Source organism: Burkholderia sp. KJ006 (assembly GCF_000262695.1).
Lineage (GTDB): Bacteria > Pseudomonadota > Gammaproteobacteria > Burkholderiales > Burkholderiaceae > Burkholderia > Burkholderia vietnamiensis.
Genome location: NC_017920.1, coordinates 1,033,751 through 1,054,307, shown reverse-complemented (window position 1 = coordinate 1,054,307; position 20,557 = coordinate 1,033,751). Strand labels below are relative to the sequence as shown.

At 69.2% G+C, this 20,557-nt stretch carries 20 protein-coding genes and 2 tRNA genes; 13 read left to right on the top strand and 9 right to left on the bottom strand.

Annotation, left to right across the window (positions count from 1 at the left end; translation table 11 throughout):
* Positions 1–73 precede the first annotated feature (73 nt).
* The 5 genes from rmuC to pncB form a co-directional block, all read right to left on the bottom strand.
* Positions 74–1,549, bottom strand: coding sequence for a DNA recombination protein RmuC (rmuC, locus tag MYA_RS04860; RefSeq protein ID WP_011883921.1), 1,476 nt, complete (start codon positions 1,547–1,549; stop codon positions 74–76).
* A complete protein-coding gene (locus MYA_RS04855; RefSeq protein ID WP_014722707.1) occupies positions 1,546–2,535 on the bottom strand; it encodes a 2-hydroxyacid dehydrogenase in 990 nt (329 codons plus the stop codon). The genes rmuC and MYA_RS04855 overlap by 4 nt, the downstream gene beginning before the upstream one ends.
* Positions 2,536–2,615: 80 nt before the next feature.
* On the bottom strand, positions 2,616–4,046 hold the full coding sequence (locus MYA_RS04850) for a sodium:proton antiporter (RefSeq protein WP_014722706.1): 1,431 nt from the start codon (positions 4,044–4,046) through the stop codon (positions 2,616–2,618).
* A 43-nt stretch (positions 4,047–4,089) separates the two neighbouring features.
* Complete coding sequence (locus MYA_RS04845) at positions 4,090–4,752, bottom strand: LutC/YkgG family protein (protein WP_014722705.1); 663 nt, start codon at positions 4,750–4,752, stop codon at positions 4,090–4,092.
* Between the two features lie 86 nt (positions 4,753–4,838).
* Positions 4,839–6,038 (bottom strand): nicotinate phosphoribosyltransferase, encoded by a 1,200-nt coding sequence (pncB, locus tag MYA_RS04840; protein WP_011883913.1) that lies wholly within the window; start codon positions 6,036–6,038, stop codon positions 4,839–4,841.
* A 280-nt stretch (positions 6,039–6,318) separates the two neighbouring features.
* On the opposite strand from pncB, the gene fdxA reads away from it, so the two are divergent.
* The 8 genes from fdxA (at position 6,319) to MYA_RS04800 (ending at position 10,843) form a co-directional block, all read left to right on the top strand.
* Positions 6,319–6,642, top strand: a complete 324-nt coding sequence (gene fdxA / locus MYA_RS04835; protein ID WP_009688972.1) for a ferredoxin FdxA — start codon at positions 6,319–6,321, stop codon at positions 6,640–6,642.
* 103 nt (positions 6,643–6,745) lie between these two features.
* Positions 6,746–6,821: transfer RNA gene (locus MYA_RS04830), tRNA-Asn, on the top strand.
* Between the two features lie 74 nt (positions 6,822–6,895).
* Positions 6,896–6,971 (top strand) — tRNA-Asn (locus MYA_RS04825).
* Between the two features lie 107 nt (positions 6,972–7,078).
* Entirely contained in the window at positions 7,079–7,564 is a 486-nt protein-coding gene (locus tag MYA_RS04820; protein WP_011883909.1) for a CreA family protein, read from the top strand.
* A 60-nt stretch (positions 7,565–7,624) separates the two neighbouring features.
* Positions 7,625–8,539, top strand: a complete 915-nt coding sequence (locus MYA_RS04815) for an AraC family transcriptional regulator (RefSeq protein ID WP_014722701.1) — start codon at positions 7,625–7,627, stop codon at positions 8,537–8,539.
* Between the two features lie 254 nt (positions 8,540–8,793).
* Positions 8,794–9,573, top strand: a complete 780-nt coding sequence (locus MYA_RS04810) for an AzlC family ABC transporter permease (RefSeq protein WP_011883905.1) — start codon at positions 8,794–8,796, stop codon at positions 9,571–9,573.
* Positions 9,570–9,908: an AzlD domain-containing protein gene (locus MYA_RS04805; RefSeq protein ID WP_014722699.1), complete on the top strand. Its 339-nt coding sequence runs from the start codon at positions 9,570–9,572 to the stop codon at positions 9,906–9,908. The genes MYA_RS04810 and MYA_RS04805 overlap by 4 nt, the downstream gene beginning before the upstream one ends.
* 158 nt (positions 9,909–10,066) lie before the next feature.
* Positions 10,067–10,843 (top strand): DUF4088 family protein, encoded by a 777-nt coding sequence (locus MYA_RS04800; protein WP_011883900.1) that lies wholly within the window; start codon positions 10,067–10,069, stop codon positions 10,841–10,843.
* A 133-nt stretch (positions 10,844–10,976) separates the two neighbouring features.
* Here MYA_RS04800 and MYA_RS04795 read toward each other — a convergent pair whose 3' ends face one another.
* Positions 10,977–11,333, bottom strand: a complete 357-nt coding sequence (locus tag MYA_RS04795) for a hypothetical protein (protein WP_011883898.1) — start codon at positions 11,331–11,333, stop codon at positions 10,977–10,979.
* 260 nt (positions 11,334–11,593) lie between these two features.
* On the opposite strand from MYA_RS04795, the gene MYA_RS04790 reads away from it, so the two are divergent.
* From MYA_RS04790 to fumC, 3 genes are all read left to right on the top strand, one after another.
* On the top strand, positions 11,594–11,812 hold the full coding sequence (locus tag MYA_RS04790; RefSeq protein WP_006753074.1) for an RNA-binding S4 domain-containing protein: 219 nt from the start codon (positions 11,594–11,596) through the stop codon (positions 11,810–11,812).
* A 128-nt stretch (positions 11,813–11,940) separates the two neighbouring features.
* Positions 11,941–13,329, top strand: a complete 1,389-nt coding sequence (gene norM / locus MYA_RS04785) for a multidrug efflux MATE transporter NorM (protein ID WP_011883895.1) — start codon at positions 11,941–11,943, stop codon at positions 13,327–13,329.
* A gap of 162 nt (positions 13,330–13,491) precedes the next feature.
* On the top strand, positions 13,492–14,886 hold the full coding sequence (gene fumC, locus MYA_RS04780) for a class II fumarate hydratase (RefSeq protein WP_014722698.1): 1,395 nt from the start codon (positions 13,492–13,494) through the stop codon (positions 14,884–14,886).
* A gap of 66 nt (positions 14,887–14,952) precedes the next feature.
* Here fumC and MYA_RS04775 read toward each other — a convergent pair whose 3' ends face one another.
* Positions 14,953–15,465, bottom strand: a complete 513-nt coding sequence (locus tag MYA_RS04775) for an acyl-CoA thioesterase (protein WP_011883890.1) — start codon at positions 15,463–15,465, stop codon at positions 14,953–14,955.
* A 260-nt stretch (positions 15,466–15,725) separates the two neighbouring features.
* The gene (locus MYA_RS31895; protein ID WP_164715996.1) at positions 15,726–15,866 is read right to left on the bottom strand and encodes a hypothetical protein; all 141 of its coding nucleotides are present in this window, start codon (positions 15,864–15,866) and stop codon (positions 15,726–15,728) included.
* A gap of 191 nt (positions 15,867–16,057) precedes the next feature.
* On the opposite strand from MYA_RS31895, the gene MYA_RS04765 reads away from it, so the two are divergent.
* Together MYA_RS04765 and MYA_RS04760 are read left to right on the top strand one after the other, a co-directional pair.
* Entirely contained in the window at positions 16,058–16,765 is a 708-nt protein-coding gene (locus MYA_RS04765; protein WP_011883886.1) for an ArsR/SmtB family transcription factor, read from the top strand.
* 162 nt (positions 16,766–16,927) lie between these two features.
* On the top strand, positions 16,928–19,480 hold the full coding sequence (locus MYA_RS04760; protein ID WP_041493947.1) for a DUF6600 domain-containing protein: 2,553 nt from the start codon (positions 16,928–16,930) through the stop codon (positions 19,478–19,480).
* A gap of 101 nt (positions 19,481–19,581) precedes the next feature.
* On the opposite strand, the gene MYA_RS04755 is transcribed toward MYA_RS04760, so the two are convergent.
* Positions 19,582–20,553, bottom strand: coding sequence for a thymidylate synthase (locus tag MYA_RS04755; RefSeq protein ID WP_011883883.1), 972 nt, complete (start codon positions 20,551–20,553; stop codon positions 19,582–19,584).
* Between the last annotated feature and the right edge of the window lie 4 nt (positions 20,554–20,557).

The following is a 20,557-nucleotide window of genomic DNA, read 5'->3' as shown; positions in this document are numbered from 1 at the left end:
GCAAAAGAAGACGGGCGCCACGGCGCCCGTCGTTCGTTTCAGCGCGCTTCAGCCGCGCGCGTGGGGCTTCGCTCTACGCATCGTCGGCATCGGCGCCGTCGGCGGCCTGCGCGCCGAGCAGGCCAGCGGCCGTCTCGTCGGGCAACGCCTCGACCTGCTTCAGCTTGCGGCCCATCACGCGCGTGCGCTGCTCGGCCGCCTCGATCGAGCGCGTGACCGTTTCGAGCTGCGCCTTCGTGCGCGCGAGCACATCGCCGAACTTGCCGAACTCGCTCTTCACCGCGCCGAGCACCTGCCACACCTCGCTCGAACGCTGCTCGATCGCGAGCGTGCGGAACCCCATCTGCAGGCTGTTGAGCAGCGCCGTCAACGTCGTCGGCCCGGCCACCGTCACGCGGTAGTCGCGCTGCAGCAGGTCGGTCAGCCCCGGCCGGCGCAGGATCTCCGCATAGAGCCCCTCGGTCGGCAGGAACAGCAGCGCGAAATCGGTGGTGTGCGGCGGTGCGACGTATTTCTCGGCAATCGTGCGCGCTTCCATCCGCACCCGCGCTTCGAGCGCACGCCCCGCTTCTTCGACGGCCGCCGCATCGGCGCGCTCCTGCGCGTCGATCAGCCGCTCGTAGTCCTCGCGCGGGAATTTCGCGTCGATCGGCAGCCATACCGGCGCCGCGTCGCGCGTGCCGGCGTCGCGGCCCGGCAGCCGGATCGCGAATTCGACGCGTTCGCTGCTCTTCGGGACGGTCGCGACGTTCTTCGCGTACTGGTCGGGCGTGAGCATCTGCTCGAGCAACGCCTCGAGCTGCACCTCGCCCCACGTGCCGCGCGTCTTCACGTTGGTCAGCACCTTCTTCAGGTCGCCGACGCCGGCCGCCAGCGTCTGCATTTCGCCGAGCCCGCGGTGCACCTGCTCGAGACGGTCCGAGACGAGCTTGAACGATTCGCCGAGCCGCTGCTCGAGCGTCGCATGCAACTTCTCGTCGACGGTGCGGCGCATCTCCTCGAGCTTCGCCGCGTTGTTCGTCTCGATTTCCTTCAGCCGCTGCTCGAGCGTCGCGCGCACTTCGCCGATCCGGCGGTCGTTGGCCTCGGTCAGTTGCGTGAGCTGCCGGTTCAGCGTGTCGCCGAACAGCCGCAGCGCGACCGTCTGCTCCTCGCGCGCCTGCTGCGCCTGGCGCTGCACGCTTTCGCGCATCGCGTCGAACTGCTGCGCGTTGCCGGCGACGAGCTTAGCGAGCTGTTGCGCGAAGCCGTCGATCTGGTTGTTCTGCACGGTCGCGATGCTCGTGAGCTGCGTCGCGAGCGTCTGCTGCAGCTGCGAGAAACTGCCGGCCAGCTCGGTGCGCGAGCCGCGCGCGTTGTCGACGATCTCGCCGCGCAGCTCGCGTTCGAGCCGCTCGATTGCGAGCGCCTGCGCATGCGCGGCGTCCTCGATCTGGTCGCCGAGCACGACCGCATCGTCGCGGCCGCCGCCGCGCAGCATCGCGAACACCGCCACCGACAGCGCGACGGCCAGCACGACGATCGCCGCCAACAACAACGTCGTGGTCATGCGCGCGGCTTCCCGATCACGTCAGGGTTGATCGGATTCGGCGGCTGGCCGGCGCGCGGCCCTTCGCCGAGCGCGGCGATCAGGTTGTCGGCGGCGAGGTTCGCCATCGCGCGGCGCGTCTTTTCGGTGGCGCTCGCGATGTGCGGCGTCAGCACGACGTTCGGCACCTCCAGCAGCGCCGGATGCACGCTCGGCTCGCCTTCGAACACGTCGAGGCCGGCCGCGGCGATGGTGCCGTCGCGCAGCGCGACGGCCAGCGCCGCGTCGTCGACGATGCCGCCGCGCGCGATGTTGGTGAGCGTCGCGGTGCGCTTCATCTTCGCCAGCTCGGCCGCGCCGATCGTGTGGTGGTTCTCCTTCGTGTACGGCAGCACCAGCACGACGTGATCGGCGCGCGCCAGCAGCTCGTCCTTCGATACGTACTGCGCGGCGAGCTCCGCCTCGATTTCCGGCGCGACGCGCGAGCGGTTGTGATAGATCACCTGCATGCCGAAGCCGCGCGCGCGGCGCGCGAGCGCCTGGCCGATGCGCCCCATCCCGATCACGCCGAGCGTCGACCCGTAGATGTCGCTGCCGAGAAAGCCGTCGTACGCCCATTTGCGCCAGTGCCCGGCGCGCAGCCAGTGTTCGGATTCGGCGATCCGGCGCGCGGCGGCCATCATCAGCGCCCAGCCGAAATCGGCGGTGGACTCGTTCAACACGTCCGGCGTGTTGGTGCCGAGCACGTTCGCCGCGTTGAACGCGGCCATGTCGAAGTTGTTGTAGCCGACCGCCATGTTCGACACGACGCGCAGCCGCGGCGCCGCCGCGAGCGCGGCCGCGCCGATCGGGTCGCCGGCCGTCAGCGCGCCGTCCTTGTCGGCGAGCCGGGCGGCGAGCGCATCGGGCGCGAGCGCGTCGCCGTTGTTCCAGTCGACTTCAAAATACTGTTCGAGCCGTTCGATCACGTCCGGAAAAATCGGGCGTGCGACCAGGATCTTCTGCATCGCCATCTCCGCATGCCGCGGCCGGCACGCGGCGCGTCGCGCGCCGCCGTGCCGTGCACGCTGGGTTGAAATTTGCCCGCCTACGCCGTGAAGAAGATCCACGACGTCAGCAGGAACACGGGCACCAGTACCGCGAACGCCCAGCCGAGATACGCGAAGAAGCTCGGCATCCTCACGCCGCGCGACTCCGCGATCGCCTTCACCATGAAGTTCGGCGCATTGCCGATGTAGCTGTTCGCGCCCATGAACACCGCGCCCGCCGAAATCGCGGCGAGCGTCGTCGCGCCGGTCGTCATCAGCGCCTGCGCGTCGCCGCCGGCGAGGTTGAAGAACACGAGGTAGGTCGGCGCGTTGTCGAGGAACGACGACAGCAAGCCCGTTGCCCAGAAGTACATCACGTCGATCGGCTTGCCGTCGGCGCCCGTGACGAGATGGACGATCTGCGCGAACGCGCCGTCGGCGCCGGCGCGCAGGATCACGATCACCGGCGCGATCGTCACGAAGATCCCCGCGAACAGCTTCGCGACTTCCTCGATCGGCGCCCAGTTGAACGCATTGCCCTCGCGTGCCGAGCGCGGCGTCAGCGCGAGCGACGCGAGCGCCACGACGATCAGCGCGACGTCGCGCACGAGGTTCTGCAGCGCGACGTGCGTGCCCCACACGTCGAACGCGACGTCGGGCTTCCAGATGCCGCTCATCAGCACGAGGCCGATCACCGCCGCGAGCAGCACGAAGTTGATCTTGCCGTCGATCGACAGCGCGACGTCGTCGGGCGTCGGATCGAGCGCGGCCGGCCGCTCTTCGCCGCCCTTCCGGTAGAAGTACGTGTCGAGCACGAAGAACAGCGTCAGCAGCAGCGCGCAGATGAACAGCATCGGCAGCGCCAGATGGGTGGTCGTCCAGAAGAAGCTCACGCCGTTCAGAAAGCCGAGGAACAGCGGCGGATCGCCGAGCGGCGACAGCGAGCCGCCCGCATTCGCGACCAGGAAGATGAAGAAGATCACGACGTGCACGACGTGCTTGCGGTTGTCGTTCGCGCGCAGCAGCGGGCGGATCAGCAGCATCGCCGCGCCGGTCGTGCCCATCACGCTCGCGAGCAGCGTGCCGAGCGCGAGGATCGCGGTGTTCAGCTTCGGCGTGCCGTGCAGGTTGCCGTTCACGCAGATGCCGCCGGCCACCGTGTACAGCGCGGTCAGCAGCACGATGAACGGGATGTACTCCTCGAGCAGCGCGTGCACGAGCGTACCGAACGCGGTGCGGGCGCCGAACACAACGGCGAACGGCGCCAGGAACGCAACCGCCCACGCGGCGGCGATCTTGCCGAAATGGTGATGCCAGAACACGGGCGCGATCAGCGGGAACACCGCGATCGACAGCAGAATCCCGGCGAACGGGATGCCCCACAGCGCGGACAGCGTGGCACCGTCGAGCGTGGCGGCCGATGCGAGCGCCGGAACCGCGCCAAGCGCGGCGCCCGACGCCATGCCCGCCCAGGCGGCATGTCGTTTCATGCAGAACGTCCTTCTACGAGTGAGGTGAGATGCGGCCGGCGCGTCATGCGCCGCGCACGATGATCGCGTGCACGCGGTACGGGCCGTGTGCGCCGAGCACGATGGTCTGCTCGATGTCGCCGGTGCGCGACGGCCCCGAGATGAAGTTGACCGCGCGAGGCAACTCGCCGCGCTCCGCACGGATCAGCGCGAACGCATCTTCGTGACCGGCGACGATGCGCGAAGCCGGCACGATCGCGATGTGCGTCTCCGGCAGCAGGCCGGCCGATGCATAGGTGTCGGGGCCGGACAGCAGCACCAGCGAGCCCGTTTCGGCGGTCGCGCAGAAGCAGCCGGTCAGGCCGACCAGATCGCCGTCGCGCGGCTTGCGGCATTCGACCGACAGGCCGGCGCCGGCCCAGTCGAGTTCGGCGAGCGTGCGCCAGGCGACGGCCTGCAGCGGCAGCCCGTGCGCGCCGAGATAGCGTGCGGCGGCGGCCGGTGCGTCGGCGAGCGTCGCGACTTCGTCGACGGTGGTGGACAGGCGCGCCGCTTCGGCGACGAACGCGGCGACGAGGTCGGCCGGCGGCGCCGGGCGCGGGCCTTCGGGATGACGGGCGAGATAGTCGGCGACGCCGTCGCGCTCCGCTGCATCGGGTTCGGGCGCGCGTCCTTGCGCCGCGCGGATGCGTGCGAGGATCTGGCGACGGGCAGCGGAAGTGTCCATGAACGGTCCTCGTGACGTTGGCGTGCGATACCGTCGGATTATACCGGCCGCCCCCGCCGCGCCGCACGTCGCCGTGCGGCGAACGCCTACTGCGAAGCGTCGTCGCCGACCGGCTGCGCGATCCCGAATACCTGACGCAGGTACGCGAGATACGCCTTGTCGTCGCACATGCTCTTGCCCGGCGAATCGGACAGCTTGGCGACCGGCTGGCCGTTGCAGCGGACCATCTTGATCACGATCTGCAGCGGCACGTAACCGAGATCGTTGGTCAGGTTGGTGCCGACGCCGAACGCGAGCTTGCAGCGGCCGCGGAACCGTTCGTACAGCTGCATGACCTTCGGGATGTCGAGCGCGTCCGAGAACACGAGCACCTTGGTGCGCGGGTCGCAGCGGTTCGCCTCGTAGTGGCGCAGCATGCGCTCGCCCCAGTCGAACGGATCGCCCGAATCGTGGCGCGCGCCGTCGAACAGCTTGCAGAAGTACATGTCGAAGTCGTTCAGGAACGCGTCCATCCCGTAGACGTCCGACAGCGCGATCCCGAGGTCGCCGCGATACTCCTTCGCCCACATCTCGAAACCGTAGGTCTGCGAATCGCGCAGCCGCGGCCCGAGCGCCTGACACGCCTGCAGGTATTCGTGCGCCATCGTGCCGAGCGGCGTGAGGTCGTGCTTCATCGCGTAGAACACGTTGCTCGTGCCGGCGAATTGCGGGCCGAGCCCGTCGCGCAGCGTCAGCGCGACTTCCTCGTGCCACACCTTCGAGAAGCGGCGGCGCGTGCCGTAGTCGGCGATCTTGCAGTCGGCGAACTCGGGCTTCGCGCCGAGCAGCTTGATCTTGTCGCGCAGCCGCTCGCGGCCTTCGCGGTAGTCGGGCTCGCGCTGCGTGTTGCGGAAATAGACTTCGTTGACGATCGCGAGCACCGGGATCTCGAACAGGATCGTATGCAGCCACGGCCCTTCGATCACGATGTCGATCTCGCCGTTGCCCTTCGGCGAAGGCATGATCGAAATGTACTTCTCGTTGAGGTGGAACAGCGCGAGGAAATCGACGAAGTCGCTCTTGATGAAGCGCATGCGCCGCAGGTAGTCGAGCTCGACGTCGGTGAAGCGCAGCGCGCAGAGGCCGCGCACCTCGTCGCGGATCTCGTCGATGTACGGCACGAGATCGACGCCGCGCGTGCGACACCGGAAGCGGTACTCGACCGTTGCGGCAGGAAAGTGATGCAGGACGACCTGCATCATCGTGAACTTGTAGAGATCCGTGTCGAGCAGCGAAGTAATGATCATGTTTGCGGCACCGCCAATATCGTGACAAGGCCCCGGCGCACGGCGCGCCGCCCGGTCTGCCGGCCATGTTACCCGAATGCGGGACGGACCATCGTGAAGCCGTCCGGCGCGCGCGTGCGGCGGCGCCGTCACCGCGCAGGCCTGCCATCGCCCCATAAACTAATCACGAAACGATATAAGCCGGAAAGTCGAGCACGCGATGCGGGTTTTGCGCTTCAGTTACAATGCCGCTTTTGGCGCAAACGCCACCCCATATATACCGCCAAGCAGGAGCGTTTTAATGACTCACGTTGTGACCGAAGGCTGCATCAAGTGCAAATACACGGATTGCGTGGATGTATGCCCGGTGGATTGCTTCCGTGAAGGTCCCAACTTTCTCGCCATCGATCCGGACGAGTGCATCGACTGCGCAGTGTGCGTCGCCGAATGCCCGACCAACGCGATCTATGCCGAAGAAGACGTTCCGGGCGACCAGCAGCAGTTCACCGCGCTGAACGCCGAACTGGCAAAGAACTGGCCGTCGATCACCAAGACCAAGCCGGCACCGGCCGACGCGGACGAGTGGAAGGACGTGCAGGACAAGCTGCACCTGCTCGAGCGCTGATCCAGCAGCGGCGCCGCAAAAAATTTTGCATGTCGCCGCCCAAAGGTATTGACAGGTCAGAAGCCACTCCATAAAATCTCGTTTCTCTGCTGTTGATGTTTGTTCCCCGATAGCTCAGTCGGTAGAGCGCCGGACTGTTAATCCGTAGGTCCCTGGTTCGAGCCCAGGTCGGGGAGCCAAAAAGCAAAGGCCCGTTGAAAGTGGACGGGTTTTTTGTTGGTCACCGAACACACATGCAGATGTACCGATTTATTCCCCGATAGCTCAGTCGGTAGAGCGCCGGACTGTTAATCCGTAGGTCCCTGGTTCGAGCCCAGGTCGGGGAGCCAGACAATGAAAGGCCCGTCATTCGACGGGCCTTTTGTCTTTCCGGCGCCCGTTCGCCGCGGCGGCGCATGCTAGAGTCTCTGTCTCCCATTTGCATCCGGCCACGTCGATGAAGCATCGCCTCCTTTACGCCGCTCGTTCCGCCCTGCTGCTATCCGCCGTTGCCGCCGCGCCGCTCGCGCACGCGGAGGAAGTCGGCAGCGTCAACACCCACTTTCGCGTGACGGGCTCCGATCGCGTGGTCGTCGAAGCGTACGACGATCCGCTCGTGACCGGCGTCACCTGCTACGTGTCGCGCGCGCGCACCGGCGGGATCAAGGGCACGCTGGGCGTCGCCGAAGATCCGACCGAAGCGTCGATCGCGTGCCGGCAAGTCGGGCCGCTCAGCTTCAAGGAACCGCTCAAGCAGCAGACCGACGTGTTCAGCGAGCGCATGTCGTTCATCTTCAAGACGCTGCACGTCGTGCGCGTCGTCGATACGAAGCGCAACACGCTCGTCTACCTGACCTACAGCGATCGCGTCGTCAGCGGCAGCCCGAAGAACGCCGTCACCGCGGTGCCGATGCCGGCCGGCACGACGATTCCGGTCAAGTAGGCGCACGCGGGCCGCGCGCACGAACGATACACTGTCGGATCGACCGCTTCGCGCCCCACCATGCCCGCTGCCCGCCTTCCCGATTCCGCCCGCTACTGGCGCACGCCGCTGCTGCCGGACGCGGACCTGCTCACGGCCACCTATCGCAACCACACGTTCGCGCCGCACTGGCACGACGCGTACACGATTCCCGTGATCCTGGAAGGCGCCGAGCGCTACATGTGCCGCGGCAGCGGCCATGTCGCCGAAACCGGCACGGTGCCGGTGATCAATCCCGGCGAAGTCCACACGGGCTCGCGCGCGACCGACGAAGGGTGGTGCTATCGCGTCAGCTACGTGCCGGTTGCTTACCTGCGCACGCTGGCCAGCATGATCGTCGGCCGGCCGCAGGACGCGCCGTGGTTCCCGAACGGCGTGATCCGCGACACCGATCTCGCGGCACGACTCGCGCGCGCGCACCGAATGATGGAGGCCGGGAGCGAGTGCGTGGCGGGTGAACGCGTGGATTCGGCGGATGCCCTGCATTCCGCGCACGCCGGCGCGGCAAGCGGCGCGCTGCCGGTCTACGATCCGCTCGCCGCCGAAACGGCGCTGCTCGATGCGCTGTCGACGCTGATCGCGCGTCATGCCGACGCGCGGCTGCAACCGCACGCGCTCGCGGCCGACGAGCCGCGCGTCGACGCCATGCGCGAACGGCTCGCCGCCGATCTCACGTGCAGCGTCACGCTCGACGACGTCGCGCAGGCCGTCGGCCTGTCGCCGTTTCACGCGGCGCGCTTGTTCACGCGCACGATCGGGATGCCGCCGCACGCATGGCGCAACCAGTTGCGGCTGCAGCGCGCGCTTGCGCCGTTGCGCGCGGGCGCATCGGTCGCCGACGTCGCCGCGGCCACCGGCTTCGTCGATCAAAGCCACTTCACACGGCACTTCAAGCGGATGTTCGGCGTCCCGCCGGGGCGCTGGCAGGCGCGCTGAGGCATACGCCTCGTTCGCCTACGGCGCCGGTTTCGCCTCGGATTCCGGTTTCGCTTCCAGTTCCAGTTCAGGTTCGCTTCGGCGTCCACCACTACCGCCGACTGCGCCTCCACCGCAACCGAACCAAGCACAACCAAACCCCCATCCTACTCGGCACGCGTCTTGCGCCGCCCACCGGCGCCCGCGCCAGCGCCCCGCGCCGCCGCAAGAACGTACAAGCCGCGACGCGCCTCGCCCCGCTATCCTCCGTCGTCATGGAGACGCGCACTTTGAACCCGACACCCACTTCCTCCGCACCGCCGCGCCGTGCGTTGACCGAATCGCTCGACGGCGCGCGCGACACGATCCCGATGATGATCGGCGCCGCCCCGTTCGGCGTGATCTTCGGCACGCTGGTCGCCGGCGGCCCGCTCGCCGCGTGGCACGGCGCGCTGATGTCCCTGACGGTGTTCGCGGGCTCCGCGCAATTCATCGCGCTCGGCCTGATCGCCGGCAGCGCGAGCTTCGTCGTCGTGCTCGCGACCACGCTGATCGTGAACCTGCGCCACCTGCTGTACAGCGCGACGCTCGCGCCCTATGTCGCCCACCTGCCGCTGCGCTGGCGCGCGACGCTCGGCGCGCTGATGACCGACGAAGTGTTCGCGGTCGCGTACGCCCACTACCGGCACTTCAAGCCCGGCACGATCGGCCCCCACTATTTCTTCGGCTCGGGCCTCGCGATGTACCTGAACTGGCAGGTCTGGACGCTCGCCGGCATCGGCTTCGGCGCGGCGTTCCCCGGCCTGCAGTCGCTCGGCCTCGACTTCGCGATGGCGGCCACCTTCATCTCGATCGTCGTGCCGCAGCTGCGCACGCTGCGCTACTTCGCGGCCGCCGCGACGGCCGGCACGCTCGCGTACTTCTGGCAGGGCTGGCCGTACAAGCTCGGGCTGCTGGGTGCGGTAGCCGCCGGCGTCGCGGTCGGCGTCGCGCTCACGCTCACGCTCGCGCGCGAGCGCGCGCGGCCCGATTCGCGCACGGAGGCCGCATCGTGAGCTACGCGCTGCTGATCCTCGGCATGGCCACCATCACCTATGCGATCCGCACGACGCTGTTCCTGTTCGGCGAGCGGCTGACCTTCCCGCCGCTGGTGCGGACCGCGCTCGGCTTCGTCCCCGTCACCGTGCTGACCGCGATCATCGTGCCAATGACCGTCGCCCCGCACGGCGGCACGGCCGAGATCACCTGGCGCAATCCGCAGCTCGTCGGTGCGCTCGCGGCCGTGCTCGTGTCCGCGACGACGCGCCGGCCGCTCGTGACGATCGCGGTCGGGCTCGCAGTGTTCTTCTTCTGGCAAGGGGTCGTGATCCCCCACTGGCTGCCGGCCTGACGAGCGTCGCCGGCGGTGCTCAAGTTTTCGTCGCGCGGGCCGATATAGCGGATGAAGACCCGCCATCGGCCTCGGCGTGAACCGGTCCGCCGACGCCGCGCCCGTACCGGCGGACAGTGGCGGCCACCGGTCCGCACGGGCCGCCATCGAGACCATTCATGGGCCAGATCACTCTTTCCCTCAAGGACGACACGCTTGCGTCCCTGCGCAAGGACTACGACGCATTCGTGCGCGTGTCGCTGAAACTCGACCCGCAATTCGCGACGCCGTCGTTCGAGGACTTCCTGCGCGCCAAGCTGCTCGACAACATGGTGCCGCTGACCGAGCACGCGGTGCAGCGGATGCTCGAAGGCGGTCAGTACGCGTGGGCGAAACGCACGCTCGACAAGGAATTCCCGGACGTCGTCGCGATCCTGATGCGGCAGGCCGGCGAGTTCGGCTTCGGCTTCGCGTCGCGCGCCGAATGGACGCCCGACGAACTCGCGAAGGCGTGCCGCGACTGGGCCAAGGCGATCGTCGCCGAGGCGCAGGGCGATGCGTCGCTGGTCGATCCGATGGCCGCGCAGATCAAGAGCGCGGTGCAGGACATCCAGGCGCTCGAGGAAATGATGCAGACGCCCGCGTGGCGACTCGCCGAATCGCTGCGGCAGCGCATCTACGAGGCCAAGCTCGCGTGCGAGATGAGCGTCGGCAGCGCGGCGCGCGACAAGCTCGGCGAACTGCGCGGGCTGCTGCGGCTCGCGCTGTCGCACGGATCGTTCCAGAAACAGGAAGCGCAGCAGCTGATGGAATATCTGCGGCTCCTGAAGCCGGAGATCTTCGTCGAAGAGCCGTACGACGTGTTCGCGCGGCTCGCCGCGTGGCTGCGCAGCGTCTTCGCGCCGGTCGCCGCGCGCCCGGCACCGGGGCCGGGGCCGGAACAGCGGCGGCCCTGAGCGCCGGTCTGCCCGAATGAAGCGCGGCCCGGCTCGCATCAAGCGAACCGGGCCGCGCGAGTGTCGCCGCCACGTCGTCACATCGTCACGCCGCGCCGTCCGGGGCGAGCGGCGAGCGGCGGCCCGACACCGCTTACTGCGTCCCGCCGGCAGCCGAAGCGCCGCCTTCCACGGCTTCGTCGCCGACCTTCGACTTGGTCGTGCCGGCACGATGCTTGGCCGACTTCGTCGTGTGCTTCATGTGCTTCTTGGTCGAATGGACCGACGAAGCCGCCGTATCGGTCGCGCCGTCGCCGACCGCGTTGCCCGACGCGTTCGCGCCGGCACCGCCCTGCATGCCCGCACCGGCGCCCTCGCCCGCGCCCGGCGCCTGGGTCTGCACGCCGGCACCGGCCGTGCCCTGCGCGGCCGTTCCCGTCTGGGCAAACGCGGCCGAAGTGGCAAACACCGTCAGCGCGGCACCGATCAGCATCGTACGAATCTTGGACATGACTATCCTCCTCGAGAAGTTGCGGGCGCGGAACGCATCGATACGCTCCGTCGCGTGACCTGCCGCAACACGCAGCAGGCACGATGAAAGACCCGCGCCCGGCGGCACCGGTTCTCGAATCTCTCAGACTGTTACCCACCGTTTCATTTGCTGACGTCTCGCTCACAGACGCTAACAACAGGCCGGCGCACTCGCGCGGCCCGCGTTGCTGCCGTATGATGCGGGGCGATTCCTCCCGCGCAGCCCGCGCCACCTTCGTCATGCCCAATCTGGATTTCACGCTGACCGGCGAATACGTCGAGTTGCACAACCTGCTCAAGATCACCGGCCTCGCGGACAGCGGCGGAACGGCGAAGATGTTCGTCGCGTCCGGCGCGGTGAAGGTCGACGGCGTGGTCGAACTGCGCAAGACCTGCAAGATTCGCGCGGGCCAGGTCGTGCTGTTCGGCGACACGCGCATCGCGGTCCACGACGCGTAGCGGTGCCCCTGAGCCCGACATGGCCATCGGCGCGCGCGTTCGACACCATTCGAAGAAAGCCGTAAGCTAGGCGTCTCTCAAAATAAATACGGACAGCGCCGGCCTGTCGCCGCGCGAGCGCCCATCCCATGTCGCATTCCGGTCTCACGCGGACGGCCGCCGCGCCGCCGTCGCTCTCCCGCCATGCCGTCGATACCGCGCGCCTCGCCGCACCGCTGGCGATCGCGCAGCTCTCGCAGATGGCGATGAGCGTCACCGACACCGTGCTGCTCGGCTCGCTCGGCCCCGATTCGCTGGCGGCCGGCGGCCTCGGCGCGAATTTCTTCTTCGTCATCGTGACCGTGCTGCAGGGCGTGCTGTCGTCCGTCAGCGTGAGCGTCGCGCATGCGCGCGGCGCGCAGGCCGAACATCGCGTGCCGCACATCTACTGGACCGGCTTCGTGCTGTCGGTGCTGCTCGCGATTCCGGCGGTCGTCGCGCTGTCGCTGTCGGAACCGCTCCTGCTGATGTTCCACGAGCCGCCGACGCTCGCGCAGCACGTCGGCGAATACACCGGCATCCTGCGCTTCGCGGCGCTCGGCAGCCTGATCGGCGTCGGGCTGATGCGGGCCTTCCTGCCGGCGATCGGCGCCGCGCGGCGGCTGCTGTGGGTGTCGATCGGCGGCATCGGCGTCAATGCCGTGCTGAACTACGGCCTGATCCACGGCGCATACGGCCTGCCGAGGCTCGGCTTCCTCGGCTCCGCGGTCGCGACCACCATCACGATCTGGCTCACCGCGTTCGCGCTGATCTGGCTGCTGCACGGCCGCGCGCGGTTCCGCCACTTCGTGAGCGCCGCGCGCCCGAAGCTGCCGATGATGGGCGAGCTGATCGGCATCGGCTGGCCGGTCGCGATCACGTACGGCGTCGAATCGACGCTCTTTCTCGCGACCGGGCTGACCGTCGGCGTGCTCGGCGCGACGGCGCTTGCGGCGCACCAGATCGCGCTGAACGTCGCGTCGGTGGCGTTCATGGTGCCGCTCGCGATCGGCCAGGCGGCCAACGTGCGGGTCGGCTACTGGATCGGCGCCGGCGACCCGGTCGCCGCGCGGCATGCGGGCTTCGTCGCGCTCGGCCTCGGCGTCGCGTTCATGTCGCTGTCGGGGCTCGTGCTGATCCTCGCGCCGCACGCGATCGTCGGCCTGTATCTGCACCTCGACGACCCGGCCAACGCGGCGACCGTATCGCTCGCCGCGTCGCTGCTCGGCATCGCCGCGGTGTTCCAGATCGTCGACGGGATGCAGACGGTGGGCTCCGGCGCGCTGCGCGGGCTGCGCGATACGCGCATCCCGATGCTCGCGGCGACCTTCGGCTACTGGGGCATCGGCTTTCCGACCGGGTACTGGCTCGCCTTTCACGCGGGGCTCGGCGCACGCGGCCTGTGGTGGGGCCTCGCGGCCGGCCTCGCGAGCGTCGCCGTGCTGATGGCGTGGCGCTTCCATCTGAAGACGTCGTCGCTGATCGCCGCGCCGCGGTAAAGCGCGACACGACGCGAAATCGCGGCCGGCGCTATGCTTGTCCGCTGACGCATCCGCGACGCCGCGCCGGCGGCGCGACTGCCTCATGCCGCATCACGCCACACCACGCCATGCCCGACGCCGCGCGACGCGCGGCCCTTCCCTTTCCGACAGGAGTGCATCATGAACGAAGCAGTTCGGATGGAACGCGACACGTTCGGCGAGATCGCCGTGCCCGCCGACCGGCTCTGGGGCGCGCAGACCGAGCGCTCGCTGCAGAATTTCCGGATCTCGACGGAGAAGCAGTCGCCCGAGCTGATCCACGCGCTCGCGATCGTGAAGCGCGCCGCGGCCGCCGTGAACCAGGCGCTCGGCGTCCTCGCCGACGACAAGGCGCGCGCGATCATCGATGCGGCCGACGAGATCATCGCGGGCAAGCATCCGCGTGAATTCCCGCTCGCCGTGTGGCAGACGGGCTCCGGCACGCAGACCAACATGAACCTGAACGAAGTGATCGCGAACCGTGCGAGCGAGCTGCTCGGCGGCGAGCGCGGCGAAGCGCGCAAGGTTCATCCGAACGACGACGTGAACCGCGGCCAGTCGTCGAACGACGTGTTCCCGACCGCGATGCACGTCGCGGCCGCCTACGCGATCGTCAACCACCTGCTGCCCGCGCTGCGCACGCTGCGCACGACGCTCGACGCGAAGTCGAAGGCGTTCGCCGATATCGTGAAGATCGGCCGCACGCACCTGCAGGACGCGACGCCGCTCACGCTCGGCCAGGAGTTCTCCGGTTACGTCGCGCAGCTCGACCAGGGCATCCGGCACGTCGAATCGGCGCTGCCGCACCTGTACGAGCTCGCGCTCGGCGGCACCGCGGTCGGCACCGGGCTGAACGCGCATCCGGAATTCGCGGTGCGCGTGGCCGACGAGATCGGGCGCCTGACCAAGCTGCCGTTCGTCACCGCGCCGAGCAAGTTCGAGGTGATGGCGGCCGCCGACGCGCTGGTGTTCGCACACGGCGCGCTCAAGACGGTCGCGGCCGGGCTGATGAAGATCGCGAACGACGTGCGCTGGCTCGCGAGCGGGCCGCGCTGCGGGCTCGGCGAGTTGTCGATTCCGGAAAACGAGCCGGGCAGCTCGATCATGCCGGGCAAGGTGAACCCGACGCAGTCGGAAGCCGTGACGATGCTGTGCTGCCAGGTGTTCGGCAACGACGTCGCGGTAAACGTCGGCGGCGCGAGCGGCAACTTCGAACTGAACGTGTTCCGGCCGATGATCGCGCACAACGTGCTGCAGTCGGTGCGCCTGCTCGCCGACGGCGCGCAGAGCTTCAACGACCACTGCGCGGTCGGCATCGAGCCGAACCGGGCGCGCATCGACCTGCTGTTGAACGAATCGCTGATGCTCGTGACCGCGCTCAATCCGCACATCGGCTACGACAAGTCCGCGCAGATCGCGAAGAAGGCGCACAAGGAAGGCACGACGCTGAAGGCGGCCGCGCTCGCGCTCGGCTACCTCACCGAAGCGGAATTCGACGAATGGGTGCGGCCCGAGCAGATGATCGGTTCGCGCTGATCGCGGGTTTCGCGCGATGTGGCGACGGGCGCGGCGGGCGCGGCGCGACGGCTGCGCCCGCAGCCGTCAGACCGTGCCGTTCGCCACTTCCTCGGGCTTCATCTCGATGATCTTGTCGAGCGCGGCGCGCACGTCGCTCGCATACTTCGCGAGCACCTTCTGCTCGGCGGTCTCGGGGACGAACGGCGGCACCGGCACCGGGTTGCCGTTTTCGTCGACGGCGACGAACACGACGAGGCAGTCCGTCGTCTGACGCAGCACGCCGCCCTTCGGATCGCCGGCGTGCACGGACACGTGAATGTGCATGCTGGTGCGGCCCGTCGCGACGACGCGCGCCTTCAGCTCGACCAGATTGCCGACCAGAATCGGCCGCTGGAACCGGATGTTGCCGACGCTCACCGTCACGCAATAGCGGCTCGACCACACGGCCGCGCACGCATACGCGACCTCGTCGATCCACTTCATCAGCGCGCCGCCGTGCACCTTGCCGCCGAAGTTCACGGACGACGGCTCGGCCAGGAAGCGGAACACGGTTTCGGTGCGGTCGAGGGCGGCGGGTACGGGGGAAGATTGCGACATCGTGGGGGCTCCAGGCTACGGGGTGCTGCGGTCGGCGCATTATACGTTGCACTGCGGCAATGCGTCGCGGGCGGGCTGGGGGCGTCGGCATCGTGGCAGTGTGCGCTGTGCAGGTGCGCATCGGGTGCGCATCAGGGGACACGTTGGGTCTCACATCAGCCCCTCGCATCTGGCCTCGTGTCGGGCTTCCCATCAAACCTCCCACCCAGCCGCGCACCGGCCCGAAAGCGGCTTCGCGAGCGGCATCGACAGCCTCCGCATCAGTGGCGCAGCGTGACTCCCTGATCGATCGTCCCGTACATCTCGATGCTGCCGCCCCGCCCGCCTGCGGCATCGCTGCCGCCCTGCGCACAGGCGGCGCAGAGGAGCGCGGCCGCCACCAGGCAAAAAATCGTCTTCATCGTCAGATCGCATCCCATCCGGCGGCCCACTGCCGCCGCGTGCGGCCATTCTACGCGGGCGCGGCCGGCGGCCGCCGCGGTACACGGCGGTACGTCAGCCGTCGCATCCGACATTTCAGCCGAGCCCGAAACATCGAATCGATGCTGCCACTACACTGCAGTGACTCCACCCGCTCCGACGAGGCACGACGATGACCGATCAGGACGATCACCACTTTCCCGGCCTGAGCCGGATCGGCGCATTGCTCGCCGATCCCGGGCGCGCGGCGATGCTGTGGGTGCTGATGGACGGCAGCGCGCGGCCGGCCGGAGAACTGACGATGATCGCGGGGCTGTCGCCGTCCGCGGCAAGCGCGCATCTGGCGCGCCTGACCGACAGCGGGCTGCTCGCGCTCGACATCCGTGGCCGGCATCGTTATTACCGGCTCGCGTCGTCCGACGTCGCGGCGTCGCTCGAGGCGCTCGCGAACGTCGCGCGCGCCGCCGCGCCGAACCGTCCGGTGCCGCCGCCGTCGCGTACGGTGCCGGCCGAGCTGCGCTACGCGCGCACCTGCTACGACCACATGGCCGGCGAGCTCGCGGTCCGCATCTTCGACGGCCTGACTGCCCGCGGCTGGCTGCACGCGAACGGCGACGCGATCGAGACCACCGACGCCGGCGCGCACGCGCTCGCGCGCTGGGGCATCGACGTTGCGCAGCAGCGCGCGCGCCGGCGCCGCTTCGCGTGCGGCTGCCTCGACTGGAGCGAGCGCCGCGCGCATCTTGGCGGCGCGCTCGGCGCGGCACTGCTCGACAGCTTCTGCACACACGGCTGGATCGAGCGCACCGCGCGGCCGCGCGTGCTGCGCGTCACCGTGTCCGGCCAGCGCGTTTTCGACGACTGGCTTACGTCCGCTTGACGCGCACATTGCGCGCAGACGACAACCGCGGCCGCTGGACAGGTTTTGTTACATCGGATGCGCTCGGACTTACAAAACACCGAGCACTGAAACAGCCCGAGCGGATATCGTGAGCTGGACGGCACGAATCGACGCGCCGAGACAACGACGATGACGCTCATGATGGACTCCCTGTTCACGCTCAGGCGTACCGCCCGCTGCGCCCTGCTCGCGTTCGCCGCACTGGCGAGCCTGCCCGCCGCGTTTGCGCAATCCACCGCCGCGCCGCCGTATGCGGCCGCCGCGCGGCAAGCGGGCGGCGATCCGCCCGGCCGCGTCGCGCGGCTCGATTATTTGTCCGGCGCCGTGACGACCGAGCCGGCCGGCACCGATACGTGGTCGTATGCGGCCGTGAATCGACCGCTGACGACGGGCGACCAGCTGTGGAACGACGCCGGCGCGCGCTCGGAGCTGCATATCGGCTCGACGGCGGTGCGTCTCGGCGAATCGACGAGCCTGTCGGTACTGAACCTCGACGACACGACCACGCAGCTGAAAGTCGGGCTCGGCACGGTGTCGACGCACGTGCGCAATCTGCCGCCCGGCGGATCGTACGAAATCGACACGCCGAACCTCGCATTGGGCATCGCCGGCCCCGGCGACTATCGCGTCGACGTCGCGCCGGACGGTGCGAGCACGACGGTCACCGTACGCAGCGGCAACGCAACCGTCTACGGCAGCAACGGCCAGTACCCGCTGTCGCCCGGACAGCAGGTCGTGTTCACCGGCACCGACCTGCAGGTCGCCCAGCAAGCGGCCGCGCCGGCGCCGGACCCGCTCGACCAGTGGGCCGCGAGCCGCGACGCGGCCGAGCAACGCTCGGTGTCGGCCCGCTACGTGTCGCGCGACATTCCGGGCTACCAGGATCTCGACGCGAACGGCACGTGGCGCGAAACGCCGAACTACGGTGCGGTATGGGTGCCGAACGACACGCCGGCCGACTGGGCGCCGTATCACGACGGGCACTGGATCTGGCAGGCGCCGTGGGGCTGGACCTGGGTCGACGATGCGCCGTGGGGCTTCGCGCCGTACCACTACGGCCGCTGGGCCTACGTCGACGACAGCTGGGCCTGGGTGCCCGGCCCGATGGTCGTCAGCCAGCCGCCCGCCTATGCGCCGGCGCTGGTCGCGTTCGTGGGCGGCGGCGGCGGACCCGACTGGAGCGTCGCGTTGACGGTCGGCGGCATCGCGGCGGCCGGCTGCGCGTGGTTCGCGCTGGGGCCGGGCGAACCGTGGCATCCCGGCTGGGGCGGCTGGAGCCCGCATTACTACGAGCGAGTGAACCGCAACATCGTCGTGAACAACGTGACGGTCAACAAGACGGTGAACATCACGAACATCAACAAGACCTACGTGAACTTCCGCGCGCCGCATGCGATCACCGCCGTGCCGGCCGCCGCGTTCGTCCACGGTCAGCCGGTCGCGCGCGTCGCACAGCACGTCGACCCGCGGCAATGGCGCAACGCACACGTGATGCCGGGTACGCCGGGCATTGCGCCGGTGCGGCAGAGCTTCACCGGCGGTCTGCGCACGGCCGCTTATCGGCCGCCGGCGGCGCTCGGACAACACCCGTTCGTCGCGACGCGCAATCCGGCCGTGCCGCCCGCCTATCGCGACCAGGCGGCCGCGCAGCTCGCGCGCCAGGGAGCGCGCGTGCCCGGTGCGGGTGCGCCGGTCGTGAAGACCAGCGTGCCGGCCGACTACACGCCGCGGTCGGTCCACGTGCCGGGCAACCCGGCCGGCGGCGCGTGGGCGATGCGCAACGTGCAGCTCGTGAATCCGCACGGGCCGGTCGTGCAGCCCGCGCATGGGGCGACTGCCGGCCAGCCGGCTGCGGGGATGGCACAAGCGGCCCGGCCCGGCGTGCCGACGCCGAACGCACGTATGCCGGGCGCGCCTGAACCGGGCGCACGGAGCGAACCTGCGCCGGGCATGCCCAACGGCGAGCGGACGCCGAACGCAGCAGCGCCGAACGCCGCGCACTTCGCGAACGGCGCCGCGGCCCAAGCGCCCGGCCCCGCTCAGCATCAGGCCGTGGGCGCCGGCAATGGCGCCCCGCATCCGCCGACGGCCGGCAACAGCCCGGCCGCGCACGACGGCGCGCATGCCGCAGCTGCGCCTGCGCCCGTCTGGATGCAGCCGCATACTCCGATGGACCGGCAGCGCCCGAACCCGCCGACGGCGCTGCACGCTGCCGGACAGAACGCGCTGCCGCCGGTCCGCGCTGCAGCGCCGACGCCGCGTCCGCAAACCCCGGCCGGCGCGCAACCGGGCGAGCGGCAGCCCACGCCGCACGAAGCACCGCAGCCCCGCTTCGACACGTCCGCGCAGATGCAGCAGCCGCGTCCGCACGCCGATTTCGCGGCGCCGGCCCAGCATGGGCAACCGCGCGCCGAACGCCCGGCGCCCGCGCCGCAGCCGCGCGCCGACTTCGCGCAGCCCGCGCCGCACCGCGAAGTCGCGCCGCCGCATGTGAGCGAGTACCGGCCGCCGGCGCCCGTCGTGCATGAGATGCCGCGGCCGCAACCGGCGCCGCGCATGGAGCCGCGCATGGAGCCGCGACCGTCGATGCCCGCGCCGCACGTGGAGCCTCGCCCGCAGCCGGCGCCGCACGTCGAAGCGCCGCATCCGAGCAACCCACCGCCCGCCGCCCACGAGGAGCGACACCGCCAGTAACCGGCGGCGCAGCAAACGAAAAGGCCCGACCGTTCCCGGTCGGGCCTTCGTCATTCCGTCGTGCGCGCCGCGCTACGCGGCGTACGGCCTTGCGTCGCCGCTCAGACCGCCATCGGCGCGCTCAGCGGCTCATGATGCCGATAGCCGACGAGCGAGAAGTCCGACGGCTCGATCAGCTCGAGCCACTCCGGCGCATAGACGCCCGTCTTCGCGTAGTCGGGCACGCGCTCGGCGATCTCGAGCCGCGGGCTGTCGTACGGCTCGCGCGTGAGCTGCTGCTGCAGCATGTCGAGCTGGTTCTCGTAGATGTGCGCGTCGCCGATGAAGTACGTGAACCAGCGCGGCGTATAGCCGGTCAGCCGCCCCACCAGCGACAGCAGCGCGGCGCCTTCGGTCAGGTTGAACGGCGTGCCGAGCCCGACGTCGTTGCTACGGATGTACAGGCACAGCGAAATCTCGCGCTTCGCGGCGTTCGGCAGGAACTGATACAGCAGATGGCAAGCGGGCAATGCGATCTGGTCGAGCACGGCCGGGTTCCACGCATGAAACAGGATGCGACGGTCGGACGGGTTCTCGATGATCGTGTCGAGGCACTGGCGCAGCTGGTCGATCGCCTTGTAGAGCAGCACCTTCGGCGCACCGTCTTCGTCGAACTGCGTGACGATCCGGAAGCCGCGGCGCGTCGCGTCGGCGATCTGCGCGTCGGCGCTCGCGTCCAGCACCTTGTAGCCGGGCCATTGCCGCCATTGCACGCCGTACACGTCGCCGAGATCGTCGACGCCGCGACGGTAAGGATTCGCGAGCCACTGCGCGTTGTCGTTCGCGTTCGCGTCCCACACCTTGCAGCCGAGCGCACGGAAATCGGCCGCGCTGCGCGATGCACGCAGGAACCCGACCAGCTCGCCGATCGCCGACTTGAACGCGAGCTTCTTCGTCGTCACGGCCGGAAAGCCTTGCTGCAGGTCGAAGCGCAGCATCGCGCCGGGCATGCTGATGGTACGGATTCCCGTGCGGTTCTCCTGCCAGGTGCCGGTGTCGAGGATGGTGCGAACGAGGTCGAGGTACTGTTTCATGCGG